This window comes from Streptomyces sp. CNQ085, from assembly GCF_022614595.1.
Classification (GTDB): domain Bacteria; phylum Actinomycetota; class Actinomycetes; order Streptomycetales; family Streptomycetaceae; genus Streptomyces.
The window spans coordinates 56,517-80,848 of the sequence record NZ_JAJFAU010000001.1; the positions used below are offsets into that span (position 1 = coordinate 56,517).

At 72.6% G+C, this 24,332-nt stretch carries 21 protein-coding genes; 15 read left to right on the plus strand and 6 right to left on the minus strand.

Annotated features, from left to right (window positions below):
* Window positions 1-183: 183 nt before the first annotated feature.
* The 4 genes from LJ221_RS00300 to LJ221_RS00315 form a co-directional block, all read right to left on the minus strand.
* Window positions 184-1,089 (minus strand): amino acid ABC transporter permease, encoded by a 906-nt coding sequence (locus LJ221_RS00300; RefSeq protein WP_241712604.1) that lies wholly within the window; start codon window positions 1,087-1,089, stop codon window positions 184-186.
* On the minus strand, window positions 1,086-1,763 hold the full coding sequence (locus LJ221_RS00305) for an amino acid ABC transporter permease (protein ID WP_241712733.1): 678 nt from the start codon (window positions 1,761-1,763) through the stop codon (window positions 1,086-1,088). Before LJ221_RS00305 ends, LJ221_RS00300 begins: the two co-directional genes overlap by 4 nt.
* Before the next feature lie 102 nt (window positions 1,764-1,865).
* Complete coding sequence (locus LJ221_RS00310) at window positions 1,866-2,696, minus strand: glutamate ABC transporter substrate-binding protein (RefSeq protein WP_241712735.1); 831 nt, start codon at window positions 2,694-2,696, stop codon at window positions 1,866-1,868.
* Between the two features lie 53 nt (window positions 2,697-2,749).
* Window positions 2,750-3,526 (minus strand): amino acid ABC transporter ATP-binding protein, encoded by a 777-nt coding sequence (locus LJ221_RS00315; RefSeq protein WP_241712606.1) that lies wholly within the window; start codon window positions 3,524-3,526, stop codon window positions 2,750-2,752.
* A gap of 283 nt (window positions 3,527-3,809) precedes the next feature.
* Here LJ221_RS00315 and LJ221_RS00320 point away from each other — a divergent pair, with 283 nt between their 5' ends.
* Both LJ221_RS00320 and LJ221_RS00325 read left to right on the plus strand, forming a co-directional pair.
* Complete coding sequence (locus tag LJ221_RS00320) at window positions 3,810-4,571, plus strand: response regulator transcription factor (protein WP_241712608.1); 762 nt, start codon at window positions 3,810-3,812, stop codon at window positions 4,569-4,571.
* Window positions 4,572-4,605: 34 nt separating this feature from the next.
* A complete protein-coding gene (locus tag LJ221_RS00325; protein ID WP_241712609.1) occupies window positions 4,606-6,033 on the plus strand; it encodes a HAMP domain-containing sensor histidine kinase in 1,428 nt (475 codons plus the stop codon).
* A gap of 60 nt (window positions 6,034-6,093) precedes the next feature.
* On the opposite strand, the gene LJ221_RS00330 is transcribed toward LJ221_RS00325, so the two are convergent.
* Window positions 6,094-7,083 (minus strand): TAXI family TRAP transporter solute-binding subunit, encoded by a 990-nt coding sequence (locus LJ221_RS00330; protein WP_241712610.1) that lies wholly within the window; start codon window positions 7,081-7,083, stop codon window positions 6,094-6,096.
* 76 nt (window positions 7,084-7,159) lie between these two features.
* On the opposite strand from LJ221_RS00330, the gene miaB reads away from it, so the two are divergent.
* The 12 genes from miaB (at window position 7,160) to LJ221_RS00390 (ending at window position 22,261) form a co-directional block, all read left to right on the plus strand.
* Complete coding sequence (gene miaB, locus LJ221_RS00335) at window positions 7,160-8,647, plus strand: tRNA (N6-isopentenyl adenosine(37)-C2)-methylthiotransferase MiaB (protein WP_241712611.1); 1,488 nt, start codon at window positions 7,160-7,162, stop codon at window positions 8,645-8,647.
* Between the two features lie 141 nt (window positions 8,648-8,788).
* The gene (locus LJ221_RS00340; protein ID WP_241712612.1) at window positions 8,789-9,496 is read left to right on the plus strand and encodes a class III extradiol dioxygenase subunit B-like domain-containing protein; all 708 of its coding nucleotides are present in this window, start codon (window positions 8,789-8,791) and stop codon (window positions 9,494-9,496) included.
* A 105-nt stretch (window positions 9,497-9,601) separates the two neighbouring features.
* Window positions 9,602-10,540 carry a tRNA (adenosine(37)-N6)-dimethylallyltransferase MiaA gene (gene miaA, locus LJ221_RS00345; protein WP_241712613.1) on the plus strand — a complete coding sequence of 313 codons (939 nt, stop codon included), beginning with the start codon at window positions 9,602-9,604 and terminating at the stop codon, window positions 10,538-10,540.
* Window positions 10,541-10,665: 125 nt separating this feature from the next.
* On the plus strand, window positions 10,666-11,157 hold the full coding sequence (locus LJ221_RS00350; RefSeq protein ID WP_241712737.1) for a hypothetical protein: 492 nt from the start codon (window positions 10,666-10,668) through the stop codon (window positions 11,155-11,157).
* 55 nt (window positions 11,158-11,212) lie between these two features.
* Window positions 11,213-12,115 (plus strand): diaminopimelate epimerase, encoded by a 903-nt coding sequence (gene dapF / locus LJ221_RS00355; RefSeq protein WP_374228332.1) that lies wholly within the window; start codon window positions 11,213-11,215, stop codon window positions 12,113-12,115.
* A 105-nt stretch (window positions 12,116-12,220) separates the two neighbouring features.
* Window positions 12,221-14,362, plus strand: coding sequence for a bifunctional (p)ppGpp synthetase/guanosine-3',5'-bis(diphosphate) 3'-pyrophosphohydrolase (locus LJ221_RS00360; protein ID WP_241712615.1), 2,142 nt, complete (start codon window positions 12,221-12,223; stop codon window positions 14,360-14,362).
* Window positions 14,363-14,577: 215 nt separating this feature from the next.
* Window positions 14,578-16,077 (plus strand): GTPase HflX, encoded by a 1,500-nt coding sequence (gene hflX, locus LJ221_RS00365; RefSeq protein ID WP_241712616.1) that lies wholly within the window; start codon window positions 14,578-14,580, stop codon window positions 16,075-16,077.
* An 86-nt stretch (window positions 16,078-16,163) separates the two neighbouring features.
* Complete coding sequence (locus LJ221_RS00370) at window positions 16,164-16,529, plus strand: response regulator transcription factor (RefSeq protein WP_241712618.1); 366 nt, start codon at window positions 16,164-16,166, stop codon at window positions 16,527-16,529.
* Between the two features lie 109 nt (window positions 16,530-16,638).
* Entirely contained in the window at window positions 16,639-17,055 is a 417-nt protein-coding gene (gene panD / locus LJ221_RS00375) for an aspartate 1-decarboxylase (RefSeq protein ID WP_241712621.1), read from the plus strand.
* A gap of 415 nt (window positions 17,056-17,470) precedes the next feature.
* Complete coding sequence (locus LJ221_RS00380) at window positions 17,471-19,414, plus strand: IucA/IucC family siderophore biosynthesis protein (protein ID WP_374228333.1); 1,944 nt, start codon at window positions 17,471-17,473, stop codon at window positions 19,412-19,414.
* A 20-nt stretch (window positions 19,415-19,434) separates the two neighbouring features.
* Complete coding sequence (locus LJ221_RS00385; RefSeq protein ID WP_241712624.1) at window positions 19,435-20,160, plus strand: GNAT family N-acetyltransferase; 726 nt, start codon at window positions 19,435-19,437, stop codon at window positions 20,158-20,160.
* Window positions 20,161-20,227: 67 nt separating this feature from the next.
* Window positions 20,228-22,261, plus strand: a complete 2,034-nt coding sequence (locus tag LJ221_RS00390) for an ATP-dependent DNA helicase (RefSeq protein ID WP_241712625.1) — start codon at window positions 20,228-20,230, stop codon at window positions 22,259-22,261.
* A 191-nt stretch (window positions 22,262-22,452) separates the two neighbouring features.
* Here the strand turns inward: LJ221_RS00390 and lexA are convergent, their stop codons facing one another.
* Window positions 22,453-23,247 carry a transcriptional repressor LexA gene (lexA, locus tag LJ221_RS00395; RefSeq protein ID WP_241712628.1) on the minus strand — a complete coding sequence of 265 codons (795 nt, stop codon included), beginning with the start codon at window positions 23,245-23,247 and terminating at the stop codon, window positions 22,453-22,455.
* A 407-nt stretch (window positions 23,248-23,654) separates the two neighbouring features.
* On the opposite strand from lexA, the gene nrdR reads away from it, so the two are divergent.
* On the plus strand, window positions 23,655-24,266 hold the full coding sequence (nrdR, locus tag LJ221_RS00400) for a transcriptional regulator NrdR (protein WP_241712630.1): 612 nt from the start codon (window positions 23,655-23,657) through the stop codon (window positions 24,264-24,266).
* The last annotated feature ends 66 nt before the right edge of the window (window positions 24,267-24,332 follow it).

Consider the following 24,332-nt stretch of genomic DNA (forward strand, 5'->3'; position numbering starts at 1 on the left):
CGGGCGGCCCTCGCAGTTCTCACGGTCCGGGCGGTTGTCGCGGTCGGGGGAGGGAAGGGGGGGTGGAGCCGATGGAGCCCGGTACACGATCACACGTCGTATGCAACCCACTGCCCGTGCCCCCGTCAAGCGACGGGGGCACGGGCAGTGGGCGTACGGCGAGTGCGGAAGGAGCCCGCGCGGCTACTTCCGGGCGTGTGGCCCGACGTGGGGTTCGTCGAACTCCATCTCCGTGTCGTCGCCGTGCAGTACGGCCCCGGTGGACCGCTTGCCGCGCCGCAGCCGCGCCTCGAGCCGGTTCGCGAAGCTGGTGAGGAGGAAGTTCAGCGCGATGAAGATCAGCGCGATCACGGTGAAGGCCGCGATGGTGTTGGCGCCGTAGTTGGCGGTGATCACCCGCACTTGGCTGAGCAGTTCCATGTAGCCCAGCAGCGCGCCGCCCAGCGCGGTGTCCTTGACGATCACCACGAGCTGGCTGACCAGCGCCGGCAGCATCGCCGTGACGGCCTGCGGCAGCAGCACGTAGAACATGATCTGGCCCTTGCGCATGCCGATGGCCTTGGCCGCGTCCGTCTGACCCGAGGGCAGCGACAGGATGCCCGCCCGCACGATCTCCGCGATGACCGAGGCGTTGTAGAGCACCAGGCCCGTCACCACCGCGTACAGCGGGCGCACATCGGAGGAGAGGTCGGTGAACTGCGCGTACGCCGCGTTGGCGAAGAACATCATCAGCAGCACCGGGATGGCGCGGAAGAACTCCACCACGGCGCCGGCGGAGACACGGACCCACCGGTGGTCCGACAGCCGGGCCAGGCCGAACAGCGCACCCAGCGGGAGCGCGATGACGATCGACAGGGCCGCGGCCTTGAGGGTGTTGAGCAGGCCGGGAATCAGATACGTCGTCCACACCCGGCCGTCGGCGACGAACGGCTTCCACTTCGCCGCCTCGAGCTGGTTCTTGTCGGCCATGGTGTCCAGCACCCACCACAGGGCGAGGGCGAGGAGGAGCAGGAACACCACGGAGTAGAGGATGTTGCGCGCCTTGGCCCGCGGGCCCGGGGCGTCGTACAGAACGGAGAGGTTGCTCATCGCTTCACCGCCACGCGCTTGCTGACCCAGCCCAGCAGCATGCCGGTCGGGAGTGTCAGGACAACGAACCCGAAGGCGAACATCGCGGAGACCAGGAAGATGGCGTCGCTCTCGTACTCGATCATCGTCTTCATCAGCGCCGCGGCCTCCGCCACACCGATGGCGGCCGCCACCGTGGTGTTCTTGGTCAGGGCGATCAGGACGTTCGCCAGGGGCGCCACGACGGCGCGGAACGCCTGCGGGAGGATGATGAGGAACAGCACCTGGAAGAAGCTCAGCCCCAGGGCGCGCGCTGCCTCGGCCTGTCCGACGGGCACCGTGTTGATGCCCGAGCGCAGCGCCTCGCACACGAAGGTTGCGTGGTAGGCGATCAGTCCGAGCACGGCGAGCCTGAAGCCGATCGTCTCGAAGTCGCTGCCGCCGGCGAGCGTGATGCCCAGTGTCTGGAACAACCCCAGCGAGGCGGCCAGGATGATGACCGTCAGCGGGGTGTTCCGCACGACATTGATGTAGGCGGTACCGAAGGCGCGCATCAGCGGCACCGGGCTGACCCGCATGGCGGCCAGGATCGTTCCCCACACCAGGGATCCGATCGCCGAATAAACGGTGAGCTGCACCGTCACCCAGAAGGCTCCGAGCACGTCGTACTGCCCGGAATCAAGAAAGTCGAACACGTTCTCCCGCGCTCTCGCCTCGTCGGATGGCGTCTCGTCGGACACCGTCGGAGGTGCGGTGTGCCGCCGCCCGCGGACGGCCGCGGCACACCGCGGACGGCGTCAGTTCGTCTCGGTGATCTCCGGTGCGGGCTCGTACTCGTAGTTGGCCGGGCCGAAGTGCTTCTTGGCGGCCTCTTCCCAGGCGCCCTCGTCGACCATCTTCTTGAGGGCGTCGTTGATCTTCTCCTGCAGCTCGGTGTCGCCCTTCTTCAGGCCGATGCCGTACGGCTCGTCGCTGAGGCTGAGGCCGGCGAGCTTGAACTTGCCCTGGTGCTCCTCCTGCGCCGCGTAACCGGCCAGGATGGAGTCGTCGGTGGTCAGGGCGTCGACGGCCTTGTTCTCCAGGCCGGTCAGGCACTCCGAGTAACCGCCGTAGTTGATCAGGTTGGCCTCCGGGGCGAAGTCCTTCTTGACGTTCTGCGCCGAGGTGGAGCCGGTGACCGAGCAGAGCTTCATCTCGCTGCTGTCGAGGTCCTCCTCGCCCCGGACGGTGTCGTCGTCGCTCCTCACCAGCAGGTCCTGGTGGGCGAGGAAGTACGGGCCGGCGAAGTCCACCCGCTCCTTGCGCTCGTCGTTGATCGTGTAGGTGGCGGCGATGAACTTCACATCACCGTTGACGATCATGTTCTCGCGCTCGGCGCTGGGGGCCTGCTTCCAGGTGATGTCCTCCTCGTCGTAGCCCAGCTCCTTGGCGACGTACTTGGCCACGTCCACGTCGAAGCCGGTGTACTCGCCATCCTGGGTCTTCAGGCCCAGGCCCGGCTGGTCGAACTTGATGCCGATGTTGATCTTCTCTTCGTCGGAGCCGCTGGCGTCGCCGCCGCACGCGGTGGCGGTCAGGGCGAGAACGACGGCGGTGGCGGCCACGAGGCCGTGCTTGCGGAGGGTCATGGTGAACATCCCTGGAGTCGTATCGTGCAAAAATGCGCTGAGTCGTCGTCGGCTCAGTGGTGGAGGATCTTCGACAGGAAGTCCTTGGCGCGGTCGCTGCGCGGGTTGCTGAAGAACTGGTCGGGAGCGGCCTCCTCGACGATCCGTCCGTCGGCCATGAAGACCACCCGGTTCGCCGCGGAGCGGGCGAAGCCCATCTCATGGGTGACGACGACCATCGTCATGCCGCCCTGCGCGAGCTGCTGCATGACCTCCAGGACCTCGTTGATCATCTCGGGGTCGAGCGCGGAGGTCGGCTCGTCGAAGAGCATCACCTTCGGGTCCATCGCCAGCGCGCGGGCGATGGCCACGCGCTGCTGCTGGCCGCCGGAGAGCTGTGCGGGGTACTTGTCGGCCTGGTTGGCCACGCCCACCCGGTCGAGCAGGGAGCGGGCCTTCTCCTCGGCCGCCTGCTTGTCGATGCGGCGGACCTTGAGCTGGCCCAGCATGACGTTCTCCAGCACCGTCTTGTGCGCGAAGAGGTTGAACGACTGGAAGACCATGCCGACATCGGCGCGGAGCCGTGCCAGTTCCCTGCCCTCGGCGGGCAGAGGCTTGCCGTCGATCAGGATCGTCCCCGAGTCGATCGTCTCCAGGCGGTTGATGGTGCGGCACAGCGTGGACTTCCCGGACCCCGAGGGCCCGATGACGACGACGACCTCGCCCCGCGTGATGGTCAGGTCGATGTCCTGAAGGACGTGCAGGGCACCGAAGTGCTTGTTGACATTGTCCAGGACGACCAGATTCTCCGCCGTCGGTGCGGCGTCCTTGGTCACCGATACGTTGCTCATCGGCGTCATTCGCTCCGTCCTCGTCGGTTGAGGGGACCTTAGTGACCACAGTTGAGCAGCGTCATCCCATCTGAGCTGAACTTGAGCATAACGATCCAGCTGCAAAGGGACTTATCGCCCGAAAGGTTCACCGATCGGCGTATCGGCTGCTTAACGTGGGGGTTCGCGTGGAGAAGAGGCCCGCCGGGTCTTGACGCGCCGGGCCGGATCGGAGTGGATGACTGCCACACCCGGAAGGCCCCGGGAAGGCACACGGGGGGAGCACCGGGGGAGGAGAGGGGCCATGAGACTGCTGCTCGTCGAGGACGACGACCACGTGGCCGCGGCACTGTCCGCCGTACTCGCCCGGCACGGCTTCGACGTGGTGCACGCCCGCGGAGGCGAGGAGGCCCTGCGGTGCCTGCTTCCGGACGGCGCCGCGCCCCCCTTCGACGTGGTGCTGCTCGACCTCGGCCTGCCCGACATCGACGGCTTCGAGGTGTGCGGCCGCATCCGCCGGCTGACCAGCACCCCGGTGATCATGGTCACGGCGCGAGCCGATGTGCGCTCCCGCGTCCACGGCCTCAACCTCGGCGCCGACGACTACGTGGTCAAGCCGTACGACACCGCCGAGCTCCTCGCCCGGATACACGCGGTCAGCCGCCGCACCGTCCCCGTCGCCGCCGCGGCTCCGGCCGGTGCGCCGGGCGACCCGGGCGCCGACCGAAGCCCGGGTGCGGAGACCGTGAGCGCTCGGGGAACGGGGGCCGCGGAGCTGCGCCTGGGGGCGCTGACCGTCGAGACCGAGACCCGCCGGGTCACGGTGCACGGTGAGGCGGTCTCCCTGACCCGCAAGGAGTTCGACCTGCTCGCGCTGCTCGCCCAGCGCCCCGGCGTCGTCTTCCGCCGCGAGCAGATCATCAGCGAGGTCTGGCGCACCAACTGGGAGGGCACCGGCCGCACCCTGGAGGTGCACATCGCCTCGCTCCGGTCCAAGCTGGCCCTGCCCGCCCTGATAGAGACGGTGCGCGGGGTCGGCTACCGGCTCGTCGCCCCCACCGGCTGAGACCGGGACCGGGACGAAAGCGGAACGGCCCGTCGTGCGCACACGCCTCCTCGCCCTCCTCATCGCCCTGATGGCCGGTGTCCTGCTGGCCCTCGGCTTCCCACTCGCCGCGAGCATGGCCGCCGCCGAACAGCAGCAGGTCGTCATCGACCGCATCGACGACACCGCGCGCTTCGCCTCCCTGGCCCAGTACGTCACCACCCGCCCCCCGGCCCGCAGTCCCACCACCGCCGAGGCCCGCCAGCAGGACGAGCGGCTGGCCACCCTGCGCGACGAACTCAGCCGCTACCACGACCTGTACGGCATCAGAGCCGGCGTCTTCTACCGCGACCGCAGCGCGATGGCCGCGGCCCCGGCGATCTGGCGCCCGCCGGACGAGGGGGAGGGCGACGCGGCCTTCGACGAGGCCCTGGCCGGGCGCCGCAGTCACGACCCGCCCCAGGTGTGGCCCTGGCAGGACGGCCGGATTGCGGTCGCCTCACCGGTCGTCCGCGACGGCGACGTCGTCGCCGTCGTCCTCACCGACTCCCCCACCGGACCGATGCGCTCGCGCATCCTGCACGGATGGCTGCCGCTGGCCGCCGGGGAGGCGGCCGCCATGCTCGTCGCCGTCGCCCTCGCCGTCCGGCTGACCGGCTGGGTCCTCAAACCGGTGCGGGTCCTGGACCGGGCCAGCCACGACATCGCCACCGGACGGCTGGCCTCCAGAGTGGCCGCCCTGAGCGGACCGCCGGAACTTCAGCGCCTGGCCCGCTCCTTCAACGAGATGGCCGACCACGTCGAGACCGTTCTGGAACAGCAGCGCACCTTCGTCGCCGACGCCTCCCACCAACTGCGCAACCCGCTGGCGGCCCTGCTGCTCCGCATCGACCTGCTGGCCCTGGAACTGCCCGGGGGCGACGAGGAGATCGCCTCGGTACGGGCCGAGGGTAAACGGCTGGCCCAGGTGCTCGACGGGCTCCTCGGCCTCGCCCTGGCCGAGCACACACCCGCCGACCTGCGGCTGACCGACATCGCCGCGCTCGCCGCCGAACGCGTCGCCGCCTGGCGCCCGGTCGCCGACCGCGCGGGGGTGGAGCTGCGCGCGGCCGGGCAGGGCGCGGTGACCGGCTGGGCGGACCCGGTCGCGCTCTCCAGCGCGCTGGACGCGGTCGTGGACAACGCGGTGAAGTTCACCCCCGCCGGGGAGTCGGTCACGCTCTCCGTCACGGCCGGAGGCGGGAGGGTGGCCGTCGAGGTCGCCGACCACGGACCCGGACTCATCGAGGACGAGCTGCACCGGATCGGGGACCGCTTCTGGCGCAGCGGCCGCCACCAGAATGTCTCCGGCTCCGGTCTGGGGCTGTCCATCTCCCGCGCGCTGCTCGCCGCGGGCGGGGCGGAGATCTCCTTCGCCCGTAACGAGCCGCACGGGCTGCGCGTGGTGATCAGTCTGCCGCGGTCCGCGCCGGACGCCGGATGACAGGGCTGCCCGCTGCGCCCGTGCACGTGGCACCGCGGTCCCCTCGCCCCGGGCCGCCGCTCAGGACTTCACGGAGCGGTAGTAGCGCTCGGCCCCCAGGTGCAGGGGCAGCGGGTGGGTGTAGATGGCCGTGCGCAGATCCACCTTCTGCGCCGCGTGGACCGCACGGCCGATGCGGTCCCGGCTGTTGATCACCGAGCGGGTGATCCCCTCGGTCAGCGCGGCGTCCGTGCCGTCCATGGTGACCAGCAGGTTCGCCACCGCGATCGTCTCGACGGCCTTGCCGTCCTGAACGGCGGGATAGGCGTCGGAGGGCATCAGGGCCGCCCGGTAGGAGCGGGTCTGCGGCTCCTGCGAGTGCAGCACCGGCACCAGGTCGCCCAGCGGGACGAGGCGGATCTCGACGGCCTCCGCGAGTTCCTCGATCGCGCCGGTCGGCAGCCCGCCCGACCAGAAGAAGGCGTCCAGTTCCTCGCGGATCAGCAGCTCCGGCATCCGGTCGATGCCCTGGAGCACCGGCCGGATGTCCTCGCCCGGGTCCAGGCCGGCGGCCTTCAGCAGCCGGCCCGCTATCAGGTTGACCCCGGAGCGCCGCTGTCCGAGCCCGACCCGCAGCCCCTTCAGGTCCTCGGCGTCGCGCACCGATGAGTCGGCCGGGACGACGAGCTGGATGTAGTCGTCGTACAGCCGAGCGCAGGCCCGCAGCCGGTCGGCGTCCTTTCCGCCGGAGTTGACGTACGCGGCGACCGCGTCGGCCGCGGCGATGGTGAAGGATGCCTCGCCGGAGATCAGCCGCTCTATGTTCTGCACCGAGCCCTGACTGGGCACGAGGGTCACGTCCACCTCGGGCAGGTCGCGGCCCAGCTGCTCCTTCAGCAGTTCCCCGTAGCGTTCGTAGACCCCGCCGCGGGCGCCGGTGGTGAAGACGGCCTGACCGCCGGGCGCGGGGCCGCCGCCGGGCAGCAGCCACCACACCAGCAGCACGAGCACGGCCGCCGCGGCCGTCAGCGGCCGCCGTGCCCACGGGTGTCGTACGTGCTCGGAGACCATGGCCCCGATCCTGCCAGGACCGGGGCGCGGAGGGGAGAGGCGGGGCGGGACGGGAGCGCGTACTCTGTCGAATGAGATGAGTGCGAAGACTTACCAGGTGCGCACCTACGGGTGCCAGATGAACGTCCACGACTCCGAGCGCCTGTCGGGCCTGCTGGAGGACGCGGGCTATGTCCGGGCCCCGGGGGACACCGACGACGCCGACGTGGTCGTCTTCAACACCTGCGCGGTGCGGGAGAACGCCGACAACAAGCTGTACGGCAACCTCGGCCACCTCGCGCCGAGGAAGGCGTCCCGGCCGGGCATGCAGATCGCGGTCGGCGGCTGCCTGGCGCAGAAGGACCGCGACACCATCGTGCGGCGCGCACCCTGGGTGGACGTGGTCTTCGGCACCCACAACATCGGCAGTCTGCCGGTGCTGCTGGAGCGCGCCCGCGTCGAGCAGGAGGCGCAGGTCGAGATCGCCGAGTCGCTGGAGGCGTTCCCCTCCACGCTGCCGACCCGGCGCGAGAGCGCGTACGCCGCCTGGGTCTCCATCTCGGTCGGCTGCAACAACACCTGCACGTTCTGCATCGTCCCCGCGCTGCGCGGCAAGGAGAAGGACCGCCGCCCCGGCGACATCCTCGCCGAGGTCGAGACGCTGGTCGCCGAGGGCGTCACCGAGATCACCCTGCTGGGGCAGAACGTCAACGCCTACGGGTCCGACATCGGCGACCGCGAGGCATTCTCCAAGCTGCTGCGCGCCTGCGGGAGGGTCGAGGGTCTGGAGCGGGTCCGCTTCACCTCCCCGCATCCGCGAGACTTCACCGACGACGTCATCGCCGCCATGGCCGAGACGGAGAACGCGATGCCGCAGCTGCACATGCCGCTGCAGTCCGGATCCGACCGTGTGCTGAGGGCGATGCGGCGCTCCTACCGGCAGGAGCGCTTCCTGGGCATCATCGAGAAGGTCCGGGCCGCGATTCCCGACGCCGCGATCTCCACCGACATCATCGTGGGTTTCCCCGGCGAGACCGAGGAGGACTTCGAGCAGACCCTCCACGTCGTCCGTGAGGCCCGTTTCGCGCAGGCGTTCACCTTCCAGTACTCCAAGCGCCCCGGCACTCCGGCCGCCGAGATGGACGGGCAGATCCCCAAGGAGGTCGTGCAGGCGCGGTACGAGCGACTGGTGGCACTCCAGGAGGAGATCTCCTGGGCGGAGAACAAGAAGCAGGTCGGGCGGACGCTGGAGGTCATGGTGGCCGAGGGCGAGGGCCGCAAGGACGGCGCCACCCGCCGGCTGTCCGGCCGCGCTCCCGACAACCGTCTGGTGCACTTCACCCGTCCCGACGCCGATGTGCCGCGCCCGGGGGACATGGTGACCGTCGAGGTCACCTACGCCGCCCCGCATCACCTGCTGGCCGAGGGCGCGGTGCTGGGAGTGCGGCGCACCCGCGCGGGGGACGCCTGGGAGCGGCGCAACGCCGCGCCCGCGGCGGGGCCCCAGGGGGTGATGCTCGGGCTGCCGGCGGTCGGCGTTCCCGAGCCGCTGCCCGCGGCGCCGGACGGCTGCACCGCCTGCTGAAGCACCCCCGTCTTCCGGTGCGCACGCATTCGGCCCGGTGCGCCCGGCTCCGGCTGTGCGCCGGGCGTGCGCTGGTCGGACGCGAGCGAGCCCCATGTGCGCCCGACCACGGGGAGGGCGTACGGCGGTAGGCTGCGCGCCATGCTTGTCGCCGCCGCCGTATGCCCCTGCCCGCCATTGCTGGTGCCCGAGGTGGCGGGAGGCGCCGCGCACGAGATGGACGAGGCACGAGCTGCCTGCCACGACGCGATCGCCGTCCTGGCCGCCGCGCGTCCTGACCGGCTCGTCGTCGTCGGAACCGCGGACCCCGCGGGCCGCGGCAGATATCCGCAGGGTGCCACCGGCTCTCTCCGTCCCTTCGGGGTCGATCTGGAGGTCCGGCTGGGCGAGGGCCCGCCCGCCGGGCATCCGCTGCCGCCGTCCCTGACCGTGGGCGCCTGGCTGCTGCGGCACACGGACTGGAGTGCGGCGCCCGCGGAGGGGCTCGGCGTGAGGGAGCCGCTGCCGAGGGAGCGCTGCGCGAGGACCGGGCGGGAGCTGGCCGCCTCGGCGGAGCGCCTCGCGCTGCTGGTGATGGGGGACGGCAGCGCCTGCCGGACGATCAAGGCCCCCGGCTACTTCGACGAGCGTGCACCCGCCTTCGACACGGACGCGGCCCGCGCCCTGGGAGCCGCCGATCCCGCAGGGCTGCTGGCCCTCGACGAGGAACTGGCCTACGAGCTGAGGGCGTCCGGCCGGGCCTGCTGGCAGGTGCTGGCCGGCGCGGCCGAGGACGCGGGGCTCGGGGGACGGCTGCTGTACGACCAGGCGCCCTACGGCGTCGGCTACCTGGTGGCGAGCTGGTCGTAGACCGCCGCGCTCCCGGCCCACCCCGTCACGGTATGGCGCCGGACCGGCGCGGGGCGCCGCGCGACCCGCTCGGAGTCCTCCCGGTGTGTTTGCGAGACTTGGGCCGTGAGCAGTTCGCCCCCCACCCCCCGCGTCATCGCCGTGGTCGGACCCACCGCGGCCGGAAAGTCCGACCTGGGCGTCGCCCTCGCGCGACATCTCGGCGGCGAGGTGATCAACGCCGACTCCATGCAGCTCTACCGGGACATGGACATCGGCACCGCCAAGCTGACGTGCGAGGAGCGCCAGGGCGTTGCGCACCGCCTCCTGGACGTCTGGGACGTCACGGTCACCGCCAGCGTCGCCGAGTACCAGCGCCTGGCCCGTGCCGAGATCGACCGCCTGCTCGCACAGGGGCGCACCCCTGTGCTCGTGGGGGGATCCGGGCTGTACGTGCGCGGCGCCGTCGACGCCCTGGAGTTCCCCGGCACCGACCCGGCCGTGCGGGCCCGGCTGGAGGAGGAGCTGACCGAGTCCGGCCCCGGGGCGCTCCACGCCCGGCTCGCCGCCGTCGACCCCGAGGCGGCCCGCGCGATCCTGCCCGGCAACGGCCGCCGGATCGTCCGCGCCCTGGAGGTCGTCGAGATCACCGGTCGTCCCTTCACCGCCAACCTCCCCGGTCCCGACTCCGTCTACGACACCCTCCAGATCGGAGTCGACGTCGGACGCCCGGAACTCGACGAGCGGATCGCCCGGCGGGTCGACAGGATGTGGGAGGCGGGGCTGGTCGAGGAGGTGCGCGAGCTGGAGCGTGCCGGGCTGCGCGAGGGCCGCACGGCCTCGCGCGCCCTGGGCTACCAGCAGATTCTGACCGCCCTGGCCGGCGAGTGCACCGAGGACGAGGCGCGCGCCGAGACCGTACGCGCCACCAAGCGCTTCGCGCGCCGCCAGGACTCCTGGTTCCGCCGCGACCCGCGTGTCCACTGGCTCAGCGGTGCGGCGGACGACCGCGGCGAACTCCCCGGGCGGGCCCTGGCCCTCCTCGAACGGGCGGTCACAGCCTGATCACGTGATGGCATCGGGACGTCCAGCGGGCGCTGGACGGCCGCCCTGGCGTGCCATTATCGAGCATCGGCGAGCATCGACCGCCGATCGAGCCGCAGAGCCGGGAGTTGGGAGGGCACGTGGCGATGGAGGCCGGCCCTCGTAGCAGCGACGAACCGGCCGTCGAGCAGCTCCGCGCCGACGGCGCGGCCGGCGACGGCCCGCAGGACCTGGACGGTGTGGACTCTCTGGAGGACGGCGACGGCCTCGGGGCGCTGGAGGAAGCGGCACCCGAGGAGGACGAGTCCTACGGTGAACTCCGCCCGCCCCGGAAGCTGCGGCTGTGGCAGCTCGCCCCCATCGTGGGCCTGGGAGCGGCCGGCTCGCTGATGTTCGCCTTCCCGCTCGCCTTCGGGCTCGGCGAGGGCGGTGCGGTGGTCGCCATGCTCGGGCTCCTCCTCAGCTGCTGTGCCGCCGGCTGGGGCATGATGGCCGCCCGCCGTGTCGGCCTCACCTGGCCGGGCCTGCCGGCGCGAGGCTCCGGCGAGCGTCCCGACTGGCGTCTGATCGTGCTGTACGCGCTGATCGCCGGCGCTCTCGTGACGCTGGCCGTTTGGCGCGTCGCCCGGCTCCGCTAGACACCGCCCCGGTCCTCCCGCCGGCCTGCCCGGCGGCCGGGGCCGGCCCCGTACGATGGGCACCGTGAACAGCGCAGCAGGGACCGCAGGCACGTCCGTGCCGTTCCTCAAGGGGCACGGCACCGAGAACGACTTCGTGATCATCCCCGACCCGGACGGGGTGCGGGACCTGTCCACTGCGGCCGTGGCCCGACTGTGCGACCGGCGGGCCGGGATCGGTGGGGACGGCCTGCTGCGGGCGGTGCGCTCCGCGGCCCACCCCGAGGCACGCTCGATGGCCGGCGAGGCCGAGTGGTTCATGGACTACCGCAACTCCGACGGCAGTGTCGCGGAGATGTGCGGCAACGGCGTACGGGTCTTCGCGCGCTACCTCCGGCGCGCCGGACTGGCCGGTACCGGCGACCTCGCCGTCGCCACCCGGGCCGGTGTGCGCCGGGTGCGCCTGACCGAGGACGGTGGCGTCACCGTCCACATGGGCGCGGCCAAGCTGCCCGGCGGTACGGAGACGGACGTCACAGTGACGGCGGGTGAGCACAGTTGGCCCGCGCTCCACGTCGACATGGGCAACCCGCACGCCGTCGCCTTCGTCGACGACCTCGCCCACGCCGGCGACCTGTACACCGCTCCGGCCGTGGCGCCGGCCGCGGCCTACCCCGAAGGAGTCAACGTCGAGTTCGCCGTCGGCCGGGGGCCGCGCCATGTGGCCCTGCGGGTGCACGAGCGAGGCTCCGGCGAGACCCGCTCCTGCGGTACGGGCGCCTGCGCGGTCATGGTCGCCGCCGCCCGCCGGGACGGCGCGGACCCGGCCGCGGACGGCACTCCGGTCACCTACACCGTCGACGTCCCCGGCGGGCGGCTGGTGATCACTGAACATCCGGACGGCGGTGTCGAGATGACCGGACCCGCCGTGATCGTGGCCGAGGGTACGATCGAGCCGTTCCTGCTCGCCGTTTCCTGAGGGCGACCGCTCGAACGGGTGATCCCGGCCACTGCGGACAGGAGGCGGCACGCGGGATGTGGCAGGCTCGGTAGGATCAAGCCCCCCGAGGCAGTGGGAGGTGCCATGAGCGCAGTACGGAGCCTTCGCAAGCTCGGTCGTGCGGCCCTCCTGGGTCCGTCGTCCCGACACGCCCTCCCCGACGCCATCGAACACGTGGCCAAGGCGCACCGCGCCCACCACCCCGGCGCCGACCTCGACACCCTGCGCCGCGCCTACGTGCTGGCGGAGTCCTCGCACCGGGGGCAGACGCGCAAGAGCGGCGAGCCCTACATCACCCACCCGCTGGCCGTCACCCTGATCCTGGCCGAACTCGGCGCCGAGACCACGACCCTGACGGCCTCCCTGCTCCACGACACCGTCGAGGACACCGATGTGACGCTGGAGCAGGTGCGGGCGGAGTTCGGCGAGGAGGTGGGTTACCTGGTCGACGGCGTCACCAAACTGGAGAAGGTGGACTACGGCGCCGCCGCCGAGCCGGAGACCTTCCGAAAGATGCTGGTGGCCACCGGCAGCGACGTGCGGGTGATGTCCATCAAGCTCGCCGACCGGCTGCACAACATGCGCACCCTGGGGGTGATGCGGCCCGAGAAGCAGGCGCGGATCGCCCGCGTCACCCGTGACGTGCTGATCCCGCTGGCCGAGCGGCTGGGCGTACAGGCGCTCAAGACCGAACTGGAGGACCTGGCCTTCGCCGTGCTCCACCCGGAGGAGTACGACCGCACCCGGGAGCTGATCCGCGAGCACAACGCCGGCGCCGACCCGCTCGCCGAGATCGCCGAATCGGTGCGTGCCGTACTGCGCGAGGCGGGCATCGCCGCGGAGGTCCTCATCCGGCCGCGGCACTTCCTCTCCGTCCACCGGGCCCGCGCCAAACGCGGCGAGCTGGGGCCCTGCGACTTCGGGCGGCTGCTGATCCTGGTCGCCGAGAACGCGGACTGCTACGCCGTCCTGGGAGAGCTGCACACCTGCTTCACGCCGATGATGTCGGAGTTCAAGGACTTCATCGCCGTACCCAAGTTCAACCTGTACCAGTCGCTGCACACCGCCGTCGCCGACACCGGGGGGCGGATGGCCGAGGTCCTGGTCCGCACCCGCCGGATGCACCGTGTCGCCGAGGCCGGGGTGATCGCCCTCGGTGACCCGCACGGGGCCCCCGGCCACTCCTCCGACCCCCACGACGAGGCGGCCGCCGCGGACGACGGCCGCGCCGACCCCACCCGGCCCGGCTGGCTGGAGAGGCTGCTGGAGTGGCAGAGCCACGCACCCGATCCGGACACTTTCTGGGCCGAGCTGCGAGACGATCTCGCCCAGGACCGCGAGATCACCGTCTTCTGCACCGACCCGGGTGGCCCCGGCCGGACAGCGGCCCTCCACCTGCCTGCGGGCGCCACCTGCGTGGACGCCGCCTACGCCCGCTACGGCGCGGCCGGGCACGCCCTGGTCGGCGCCCGGGTGGACGGACGGCTCGCGGCGCTGGGCACCGTACTGAGCGACGGGGACTCGCTGCAGCTGCTGATGGCTTCCGAGGGCACCTCCGGCCCCTCCCCGCAGTGGCTCGAACACGCCCGCACCCCCACCGCGCGGATCGCCATCCGCACCTGGCTCGACGCCTGCGCGCAGGGGGGCGAGCGAGCGGAGGACGCGGACGGGGACACCCGGCCGGGCCCTCCGGCCGGAGCCCGGGCGACCACGCACGCCCCCGCGGCCCCTGCCTCCGCGCCCGGCGCCCCCGGACGGGCCGCGCGGCCCCGCGAGAGGCCCGCGGCGGTGGCCGGGCTGCCCGGCGCCCCCGTGCGGCTGGCCCGCTGCTGCACACCGGTGCCGCCCGACGCCGTGGTCGGCTTCGCGGTACGCGGCGGTGCGGTGACCGCCCACCGGGAGGGCTGCCCCACCGTGGCCCGGATGACCGCGGCCGGCCGCGGGACCGTGGCCGTGCGGTGGCAGGACTCCGGCGCGGGTTGCCGGGTGACGCTGTACGCCGAGTCACTGAGCCGCCCGCACCTCCTGGCCGACCTGACCGAGGCCATCGCGGCGGAAGGGGTCGCCGTGGTCTCCGCCGAGGTCGAGCCGCCCAGGGAGCACCGGGTGCGGCACACCTACACCCTGCGCCTGGAGGACGCCGGTGAGCTGCCCAGGCTGATGCGGGCCATGCGGGAGGTGCCCGGCGTCTACGACGTCGTCCGGGCCACCCGGACCCAGCCCTGAGGAACCCGCTCGGGGGAGCCCGGTCCGCCGGAAGGGCGGGCCGCCGCACAAACCGGGTGACGGCCGGGCCGCGCCGTGCCACCATCTTCATGTCCGGGGCGGGCTGCGGCCCGGATCCGCCTCCGGGCCCCTGCTCGCACTCGTGCCGACGGGAATGTTCCGGGCGCCGTACACGTTGACCCGGATACCTTCACTCCAACGACGTAAGGACTCACTTGACCTTCTCTTCCTCCCTCCCGCAGAACGGCCAGCGCCTCGCCGAGACGTACCGCCGAGCCGACGCCCTGATGGAGGAGGACGTCGCTTGGAGCCACGACATCGACGGCGAGCGCGACGGTGACCAGTACGACCGCTCCGAGCGCGCCGCTCTCCGCCGTGTCGCGGGCCTGTCCACCGAACTCCAGGACGTCACGGAGGTCGAGTACCGGCAGCTGCGCCTGGAGCGCGTGGTGCTCGTGGGCGTGTGGACCTCCGGCACCGCGCAGGACGCCGATAACTCCCTCGCCGAGCTCGCGGCCCTGGCCGAGACCGCCGGCGCGCTCGTCCTCGACGGGGTGATCCAGCGCCGCGACAAGCCGGACCCGGCCACCTACATCGGCTCGGGCAAGGCGCAGGAGCTGCGCGACATCGTGGTCGAGACGGCGGCCGATACCGTCGTGTGCGACGGTGAGCTCAGCCCCGGCCAGCTCATCCACCTGGAGGACGTCGTCAAGGTCAAGGTGGTGGACCGCACCGCCCTGATCCTCGACATCTTCGCCCAGCACGCCAAGTCCCGCGAGGGCAAGGCCCAGGTGGCGCTGGCGCAGATGCAGTACATGCTGCCCAGGCTGCGCGGCTGGGGCCAGTCTCTGTCCCGGCAGATGGGCGGCGGCGGCTCCGGTTCCTCCGGCGGCGGCATGGCCACCCGTGGTCCCGGTGAGACCAAGATCGAGACGGACCGGCGGCGGATCCGCGAGAAGATGGCGAAGACGCGCCGGGAGATCGCGGAGATGAAGACCGGCCGCGACGTCAAGCGGCAGGAGCGGCGCCGCAACAAGGTACCGTCGATCGCCATCGCCGGATACACCAACGCGGGCAAGTCCTCGCTGCTCAACCGCCTCACGGGCGCGGGCGTGCTGGTGGAGAACGCGCTGTTCGCCACCCTTGATCCGACCGTACGCCGCGCCGAGACCCCCGGCGGGCGCGCGTACACCCTGGCCGACACCGTCGGCTTCGTGCGCCATCTGCCGCATCACCTCGTCGAGGCGTTCCGCTCCACGATGGAGGAGGTCGCCGACTCCGACCTGATCCTCCACGTGGTGGACGGCTCGCACCCGGCCCCCGAGGAGCAGCTCGCCGCCGTGCGCGAGGTGATCCGGGACGTCGGCGCGGTGGACGTGCCCGAGATCGTGGTGGTCAACAAGGCGGACGCCGCCGATCCGCTGACCCTGGCGCGGCTGCTGCGCGCCGAGAAGCGCGCCCTCGCCGTCTCCGCCCGTACCGGGCAGGGTGTCGACGAGCTGCTGGAGCTGATCGACCGGGAGCTGCCGCGCCCGGCCGTGGAGCTGACGGTGCTGGTGCCCTACACCCGCGGCGACCTGGTCTCCCGGGCCCACGCCGAGGGGGAGATCATCTCGGAGGAACACACCGAGGGCGGCACGCTGCTCGCGACCCGTGTTCACGAGGAGCTGGCGGTCGAACTCAGGGCGTACGCCACCGCGGGCACGACGGCCTGACCCCGGCGCCGCACGCGCCTTCCGGCACCGCGCAACCGGGCCCGCCCCCTTCTCCAGGGGGCGGGCCCGAGGCTGTGCGGGGCCGGATGCCGTACGGGCATACTGATCCCACGATCAAAGTGCTGGTCGCCGAGGACATGCACGTGGTGCGGGCGGACCCGGCGGAGATCCCGGACGGACAACCGGGCATCGAGGTCGCGGGGCAGGCGGCCGACGGCCTGTCCGCGCTGGAGGCGGCCCTGCGGCACGGGCCCGACATCATGGTCCTCGACATCGATCTGCCCGGTCTGGACGGTATCTCGGTGGCCGCACGGCTGCGTGAGAGGCTTCCGGTGGCGGTTTCGGCGGCCTGGTGCGCGCTGTCCCCGGTGGTGTGGCCGGTCAGGGGGCGTTATCCGCGGTGCTGGAGTCCGCGCCGCGGGCCACGGGAGACGGCGGCCGACCGACCGTGATCCGGGTCACGCTCCACCGGGTGGCCGGGGGCGCGGCCGTACGATGGGCGGGACGGCGCGCATCCTGCCCCGGGAGCGCGACCCTACCCACCTTCGAGGAGTCGGCACCGTGCTGCGCACCATGTTCAAGTCGAAGATCCACCGTGCCACGGTCACCGAGGCGGATCTCCACTACGTGGGGTCCGTCACGATTGACGCGGACCTGATGGAGGCCGCCGACCTGCTGCCCGGAGAGCTGGTCCACATCGTCGACATCACCAACGGCGCCCGCCTGGAGACCTATGTCATCGAGGGGCGGCGCGGCTCCGGGGTGATCGGAATCAACGGCGCGGCCGCGCACCTGGTCCACCCCGGGGACCTGGTGATCCTCATCAGCTACGCGCAGATGGACGACGCCGAGGCCCGCTCCCACCGGCCCGCGGTGGTGCACGTCGACGCCGACAACCGCATCGTGGAGCTGGGCAGCGACCCCTCCGAGCCGGTGCCCGGCAGCGACATGGTGCGCAGCCCGATGGCCATGGTCTGACCACCGGGCGCCCGCACATCCGTGTGCACGAGGCCCCGTCGCCCCCTCGGGGCGGCGGGGCCTCGGTATGCCGCGTCTTCGTTCGGGGCCCGCCGGCGGACTTCCCGCTGACGCCCTCCAGGAGGCCCTCGGCCTCCATCCGCAGCACGGCGAAGTCCTGCGAGGCGGCCCGGACCGCCCGTCTCGGCACCGTTGGAGATCCAGTGCTCGGCCGTCTGCGGCCCAGGCCGCCCAGAACACGCCGTGCGGCGCGACCTCGCCCGGGAGGCTGCGATCTCGTCCCCGGCCGTGATCCGGCGGGGGCGCCGTCGTTGGTACGGGCGGAGGCATGGTGCCGCCTGCGCCGGCAGCGCCGTGCCACGGTAACCGGACGACCACGCACCGGTGCGGTGCCCTCACGCCCAGGGAGACTTCCGTGAACGCATGTCCCGCTCCGGACGGGATGACGACGCAGGAGGCGGCGGACCCGGCGGGAGGGCGGCCCACCACACCCGCCGCACCCGCCGCGGATGCCGCACTCGCGGAGCCCGCCGGGCCCGTCGTACCCCGGCAGTACGCCGGTGAGCGGAGGGCGGGCGACCCGCTGGAACACTCCGACCCGTTCGTGGCCGCCGACGCCGCGGCCGCCGAGAACCTGCTGCGCTGCTGGGTGCGGGAGAACGACCTGCCCCGGCCCGGCGGGGCCGTCCTCCGCGTCGCGCTGGCCTCCTGCGGTCTGGTGCTGCGGGTGCCGCTCCACCACTGGTCCGCCGCCGGCTGGCACCGCTTCGGCCCACCCGCCCTGGAGGGCGCCGCGCCCGGCACCGCCCCCCTCGACGCGGTGACGCTGGCCGCCCTGCTGGCGAGGGAGGCCGCGCACCGCGGGCCCACGGCCCCGGGAGCCGCCAGGGGAGAGGGCACGGAGCTGGTCGGCCGGGTAGCCGACTCCGTGGGCCGTACCGCCGTCTTCCTCGCCGACCGCCGGGCCCGTCCCGACGCACCACCCACCGCCGACCCGTTCCTGGACGGCGAGCAGTCCCTGATCCTCGGGCACCCGCTGCACCCGGTGCCCAAGAGCCGCGAGGGCGTCACCGGGGCCGAGGCACGCGCCTGGTCCCCGGAACTGCGCGGGGCCTTCCCCCTGCACTGGGTGGCCGTCGACCGCTCCGTCCTGGCCTCCGACTCCGCCTGGACCGACCGCGGCCGGATCGTGCCCGCCGAACGGATCGCCGCCGAGCTGGCCGGGCCCGGGCTGCGTCTGCCCGAGGGGACGGTCCCCCTTCCGCTGCACCCCTGGCAGGCCCGAGAGGTGCGGCACCGCCCCGCCGTCACGGCTCTGCTCGAGGCCGGTCTGCTGCACGACCTCGGCCCGCACGGCGACCCGTGGCACCCGACCTCCTCCGTGCGCACCGTCCACCGGCCCGGCGTACCCGCCATGCTCAAGCTCTCGCTGGGCATGCGGATCACCAACTCCCGCCGGGAGAACCTCCGCAAGGAGCTGCGCCGCGGAGTGGAGGTGCACCGGCTGCTGCGCACCGGCCTGGGCGCGCGCTGGCGGGCCGCCTTCCCCGGCCGTCCGGGTTTCGACATCGTGCGCGACCCCGCCTGGCTGGCCGTCGACGACGGCGCCGGGAAGCCGGTGGCCGGGCTGGACACCGTCATCCGGCACAACCCCTTCGGGCCCGGCGGCGACGCCGTGTGCCTGGCCGGGCTGACCTCCCCCCGGCCCTGGCCCGGCGATCCCCGCGGCGCGCTCCGCTCCCGGCTGGCCGATGTCGTCACCCGGCTCGCGGCCCGTACGGGACGGCCGGTGGCCACCGTCGCCGCCGAGTGGTTCCTGCGCTACCTCCACACCGTCGTGCACCCCGTGCTGTGGCTGGACGCCGAGGCGGGTATCGCCCTGGAGGCGCACCAGCAGAACACCGTGGTCCTGCTCGACGGCGACGGCTGGCCGGTTGGCGGCCGCTACCGCGACAACCAGGGCTACTACTTCCGCGAGTCCCACCGGGAGGCGCTCCGGAGGCGCTTGCCGGGCATCGGCGCGGACAGCGACACCTTCGTCGCCGACGAGGTCGCCGACGAGCGCTTCGCCTACTACCTGGGCGTCAACAACGTACTGGGTCTGATCGGGGCGTTCGGCTCCCAGGGGCTGGCCGAGGAGGAACTGCTGCTCGCCGCGCTGCGCCGCTTCCTCACCGACGCCGACCGCCCCGGCGACGGCGCCCCCAGCTCATCGCTGCCCGCCCTCCTGCTTCACTCCCCGGTCCTGCGGTGCAAGGCCAACCTCCTCACCCGGCTGCACGGGCTGGACGAGCTGGCCGGGCCGGTGGACACCCAGTCCGTCTATGTCACCGTCACCAACCCCCTGGTGAAGCCCTGAACCTCACAGGAGATACCACCATGACCACCGGTGTTCCACAGGCCTGCCCCGCTCCCGCCGTGTCCACGGTCGCCACCGCGCCCGCTGCCGTACGCGTCCCGTCGGGCGCGGCGGTCCCGCCGATCGCCGCCGCTCCCGGCCCGCGACCGCCCTCCGGGCCGCCCCGGGCGCGGGCGGGTCTGCTGGACGGCGTCGCCGACTGGGGGCCGGTCATCACGGCCGCCGGTGTCTTCCGGCTCGTTCCCGTCCGCGTCGAACGCGACCTGCGGCTGATCACCGCCTGGATGAACGACCCCGCGGTGGCGGCCTTCTGGCACCTGGCAGGCCCCGCCGGCACCACCGCCGCGCATCTGCGCGCCCAGACCGGCGGCGACGGGCGCAGCGTACCGTGTCTGGGGGTGCTCTCCGGCGTCCCCATGAGCTACTGGGAGGTCTACCGCGCCGATCTCGACCCGCTCGCCCGGTACCACCCGGTGCGCCCGCACGACACCGGGCTGCATCTGCTGATCGGCAGCGCGGCGGACCGGGGACGCGGGGTCGGCACGGTGCTGCTGCGGGCGGTCTCGGACCTCGTCCTGGACCGGCGTCCGGCCTGCGGCCGCGTCGTCGCCGAGCCCGACATCCGCAATGCCCCGTCCATCGCGGCCTTCCTGCGGGCGGGCTTCCGGCTGGCCGCCGAGACCGACCTCCCGGGCAAACGGGCCGCCGTGGTGGTCCGAGACCGGACGCCGCGGCCCCTCCCGTGACTTCCCGGGCGGGCTGTGGGCCGTACCGGGTACGGCTGTCGGCGCCGCCGCGTAAGGTGGCGGTCCTATGACCAAGCCCGCCCTCACCGACCTCCTCCACGCCGCCGTCGCCGCCGTCGGAGGCACCGAGCGATCCGGCCAGGTGGCCATGGCCGAAGCCGTGGCCGAGGCCATCGACAGCAACGTCCACCTGCTGGTCCAGGCGGGCACCGGGACCGGCAAGTCGCTGGGATACCTGGTGCCCGCCCTGGCGCACGGGGAACGCACGGTCATCGCGACCGCGACGCTCGCCCTGCAGCGGCAGCTGGTCGAACGCGACCTGCCGCGTACGGTCGAGGCCCTCCACCCGCTGCTGCGCCGCCGTCCCGAGTACGCCATGCTCAAAGGACGCTCCAACTACCTGTGCCTGCACCGCCTCCACGAGGGGGTGCCGCAGGACGACGAGGACGGTCTGTTCGACCCTTTCGAGGCCGCGGCCCCCACCAGCCGGCTGGGCAAGGACCTGCTGCGGCTGCGGGACTGGGCGGACGAGACCGAGACCGGTGACCGCGACGACCTCACCCCGGGCGTCTCCGACCGCGCCTGGTCCCAGGTGTCGGTCTCCTCGCGGGAGTGCCTGGGCGCCACCCGCTGCGCCTACGGGGCGGAGTGCTTCGCGGAGGCGGCGCGCGAGCGGGCCAAGCTCGCCGAGGTGATCGTCACCAACCACGCGCTGCTGGCCATCGACGCCATCGAGGGTGCGCCGGTGCTCCCCGGCCATGAGGTCCTGATCGTCGACGAGGCGCACGAACTGGTCTCCCGGGTCACCGGGGTGGCCACCGGCGAGCTGACGCCGGGCGGGGTCAACCGGGCGGTGCGCCGTGCGGCCAAACTTGTCGACGAGAAGGAGGCCGACCGGCTGCAGACGGCCGCGGAGGGCTTCGAGCGGCTGATGGAGCTGGCGCTGCCGGGCCGGCTGGAGGAGATCCCCGAGGACCTCGGATACGCCCTGACGGCGCTGCGCGACGCGGCCCGCGCGGTCATCACCGCTCTGGGCAGCACCCGTGACCGGTCCGTCCAGGACGAGGACGCGGTCCGCCGCCAGGCCCAGGCCTCGGTGGAGAACGTCCACGCGGTCGCCGAGCGCATCGTGCAGGGCTCGGAGTACGACGTCGTCTGGTACGAGCGCCACGACCGCTACGGAGCCTCGCTGCGGGTCGCACCGCTGGCGGTCTCCGGACTGCTGAGGGAGAAGCTGTTCGAGGACCGGTCGGTGGTGCTGGCCTCGGCCACGCTCAAGCTCGGCGGGGACTTCGACGGGGTGGGCGCCTCCCTGGGGCTGAGCGCCGGGGGACGGATCACGGAGGCCGGCGGCGCGGGTGCCGTCGGCGGGGACGAGGGGAACGGGAGCGACGCGGCGGAGGCGGGCGCCGGGGACCCGCAGTGGTGGGGACTGGACGTCGGCTCGCCCTTCGACTACCGCAGGCAGGGCATCCTCTACGTCGCCCAGCACCTGTCACCGCCCGGCCGGGAGGGCAGCCGCGGCGACATGCTGGACGAGCTGACCGAGCTGGTGGAAGCGGCCGGGGGACGCACCCTCGGACTGTTCTCCTCGATGCGGGCCGCCCAGGCGGCGGCCGAGGAAGTGCGCGGGCGGCTGGACGTACCCGTACTGCTGCAGGGCGAGGAGACCCTGGGCGAGCTGATCCGGCGCTTCGCGGCGGATGCCGAGACCTGCCTGTTCGGGACATTGTCGCTGTGGCAGGGCGTGGACGTGCCGGGCCCGAACTGCCAGCTGGTGGTGATGGACCGCATCCCGTTCCCGCGCCCCGACGATCCGCTGATGAGCGCCCGGCAGAAGGCCGTGGAGGAGGCAGGCGGAAACGGCTTCATGGCGGTGGCGGCCACCCACGCCGCGCTGCTGATGGCACAGGGGGCGGGCCGTCTGGTGCGGGCGACGGGAGACCGGGGCGTGGTCGCGGTACTGGACTCGCGGCTGGCCCGGGCACGCTACGGGAGCTTCCTGCGGGCCTCGATGCCCGACTTCTGGTACACCACCGACCGCAACCAGGTGCGCCGTTCACTGGCGGCCATCGACGCCGCGGTCAGGGAGAGCGCGTAGGGCGGGGCAGCACAGTGGGGTGACAGGACGGGGCGGCGGGTGGGCAGAGTCCGGCCCCCGACCGCTCCCGGGTTTGTGAACCCCTGCCGGAACACCGGGAGCACGGGGAAGAGCCGGGCCCCGGGACCGGCGCAGTGATCCCGGGGCGATCCCTTCCGGCCGCCGCGCGGCCGGTGCCGTGCTGTGGCGCGTCAGACGCGCCGCAGCACAGCGACGACCTTGCCGAGAATGGTGGCCTCGTCGCCGGGGATCGGCTGGTAGGCGGCGTTGTGGGGGATCAGCCACACATGCCCGTCCTCGCGCCTGAAGCGCTTGACGGTCGCCTCGCCGTCCAGCATGGCGGCGACGATGTCGCCGTTCTCGGCGACCGGCTGGCGGCGCACCGTGACCCAGTCGCCGTCGCAGATCGCCGCGTCGACCATGGAGTCGCCGATGACCTTGAGCACGAACAGCTCGCCGTCGCCGACGAGCTGGCGGGGCAGCGGGAAGACGTCCTCTACCGACTCCTCGGCGAGGATCGGGCCTCCGGCGGCGATCCGGCCGACCAGGGGGACGTAGGAGGCGGCGGGCTTGCCGGTGGTGTCGGTGGTCTGGCTGGTGGGCGCGTCCGAGGCGCGCACCTCGTAGGCGCGGGGGCGGTGCGGGTCGCGCCGCAGGAAGCCCTTGCGCTCCAGGGCCATCAGCTGGTGGGCCACGGAGGAGGTGGAGGACAGGCCGACGGCCTGTCCGATCTCCCGCATCGACGGCGGGTAGCCGCGGCGCTGCACCGAGTCGCGGATCACCTCGATCACCCGGCGCTGCCGGTCAGTCAGCCCGGAGCTGTCGGCTCGGATTCCCGGTGGGCGGCCGGGCAGGGAGCGGGTGGGCCTGAGAGCCTCCGCACCGTCGTCCGTGCTGTCGGGCGCGCCGGAAACGGCGTTTGCCTCCCGCACACGGTCGGCCCGGTCCCGTGCGGTGATGGTGCTGCTCTCTGCTGTGGTGGTCACGTCGGCCCCTCTCGAGCGGTTCTCCCTGGTTGGACAACGGTATGTGCTTTCGAAAGGTTGCGCCAAACACACGTTCGAGTGAAATTCCACAGATTAGCTGACGTGATTGATGAGGCCGGTGTAGGGACTGCGAATCGCCTGCGATCGCTACGGTAGCCTCTCGTGCGTTTGCCGCTCCGGCGTTTCCGGCATGCATGGCGTGTTCGTCGGGCAGCTACCAGATGTAGTGGTTAGATATTCGACGGCCACCCAGAAGTTGTGGTCCCCTGGTCCTGGAGGGCGGCGGGCATCACCTATGCTGGTGGCCGCTTTCGGGGTCCGCCCACTGGGTACCCGAACGTGTGTCCAACGCTGTTCCGCTGCGCCGCTCATGCTGCGCCATCGAGGGTGAAGGAGGGTGGGAAGCGATGCACTGCCCCTTCTGCCGGCACCCCGACAGCCGCGTCGTCGACAGTCGCACCACCGACGACGGCACCGCGATCCGCCGACGCCGCCAGTGCCCGCACTGCTCGCGCCGCTTCACGACGGTGGAGAACGCGTCGTTGATGGTCATCAAGCGGAGCGGGGTCACCGAGCCCTTCAGCCGGGACAAGGTGATCGCCGGGGTGCGCAAGGCATGCCAGGGGCGTCCGGTCACCGAGGACGCGCTCGCCAAGCTGGGCCAGCGGGTCGAGGAGGCGGTGCGCGCCACCGGGAGCGCCGAGCTGTCCACGCACGATGTCGGGCTGGCCATACTCGGTCCGCTGCGCGAACTGGACCTCGTGGCGTACCTGCGCTTCGCCTCCGTGTACCAGGCGTTCGACTCGCTGGAGGACTTCGAGGCCGCGATCGCCGAGCTGCGCGGGGAACGGACGCCGGCGGGCGGTGACCGTGCCGGCGGAGGCGACGCTGCGCCGGGCAGAACCACGGCCGCGGGAGCCGGGGGCCGCAGCGGTCCCGGGAGGACCGGAGACGGAAGCGACGGCGGAGGCGGCGAAAGCCCCGCCGCTCCGCCCGCGCCACTGGCCGCCGGAGACTGAGCGGCCCCACACGGACCGGACCGGAGCGCGTCGTGCTCCGGCCATCGAAACGAACACCACACCCCG

Coding starts and splice junctions, on each gene's coding strand:
- dapF (WP_374228332.1), top strand. CDS start 11,213: ATGGGCACCGTGAACAGCGCAGCAGGGACCGCAGGCACGTCCGTGCCG.
- LJ221_RS00310 (WP_241712735.1), bottom strand. CDS start 2,696: ATGACCCTCCGCAAGCACGGCCTCGTGGCCGCCACCGCCGTCGTTCTC.
- LJ221_RS00350 (WP_241712737.1), top strand. CDS start 10,666: ATGGAGGCCGGCCCTCGTAGCAGCGACGAACCGGCCGTCGAGCAGCTC.
- LJ221_RS00360 (WP_241712615.1), top strand. CDS start 12,221: ATGAGCGCAGTACGGAGCCTTCGCAAGCTCGGTCGTGCGGCCCTCCTG.
- LJ221_RS00315 (WP_241712606.1), bottom strand. CDS start 3,526: ATGAGCAACGTATCGGTGACCAAGGACGCCGCACCGACGGCGGAGAAT.
- nrdR (WP_241712630.1), top strand. CDS start 23,655: ATGCACTGCCCCTTCTGCCGGCACCCCGACAGCCGCGTCGTCGACAGT.
- LJ221_RS00340 (WP_241712612.1), top strand. CDS start 8,789: ATGCTTGTCGCCGCCGCCGTATGCCCCTGCCCGCCATTGCTGGTGCCC.
- miaB (WP_241712611.1), top strand. CDS start 7,160: ATGAGTGCGAAGACTTACCAGGTGCGCACCTACGGGTGCCAGATGAAC.
- LJ221_RS00385 (WP_241712624.1), top strand. CDS start 19,435: ATGACCACCGGTGTTCCACAGGCCTGCCCCGCTCCCGCCGTGTCCACG.
- LJ221_RS00330 (WP_241712610.1), bottom strand. CDS start 7,083: ATGGTCTCCGAGCACGTACGACACCCGTGGGCACGGCGGCCGCTGACG.
- LJ221_RS00390 (WP_241712625.1), top strand. CDS start 20,228: ATGACCAAGCCCGCCCTCACCGACCTCCTCCACGCCGCCGTCGCCGCC.
- LJ221_RS00300 (WP_241712604.1), bottom strand. CDS start 1,089: ATGAGCAACCTCTCCGTTCTGTACGACGCCCCGGGCCCGCGGGCCAAG.
- LJ221_RS00370 (WP_241712618.1), top strand. CDS start 16,164: ATGCCGTACGGGCATACTGATCCCACGATCAAAGTGCTGGTCGCCGAG.
- LJ221_RS00320 (WP_241712608.1), top strand. CDS start 3,810: ATGAGACTGCTGCTCGTCGAGGACGACGACCACGTGGCCGCGGCACTG.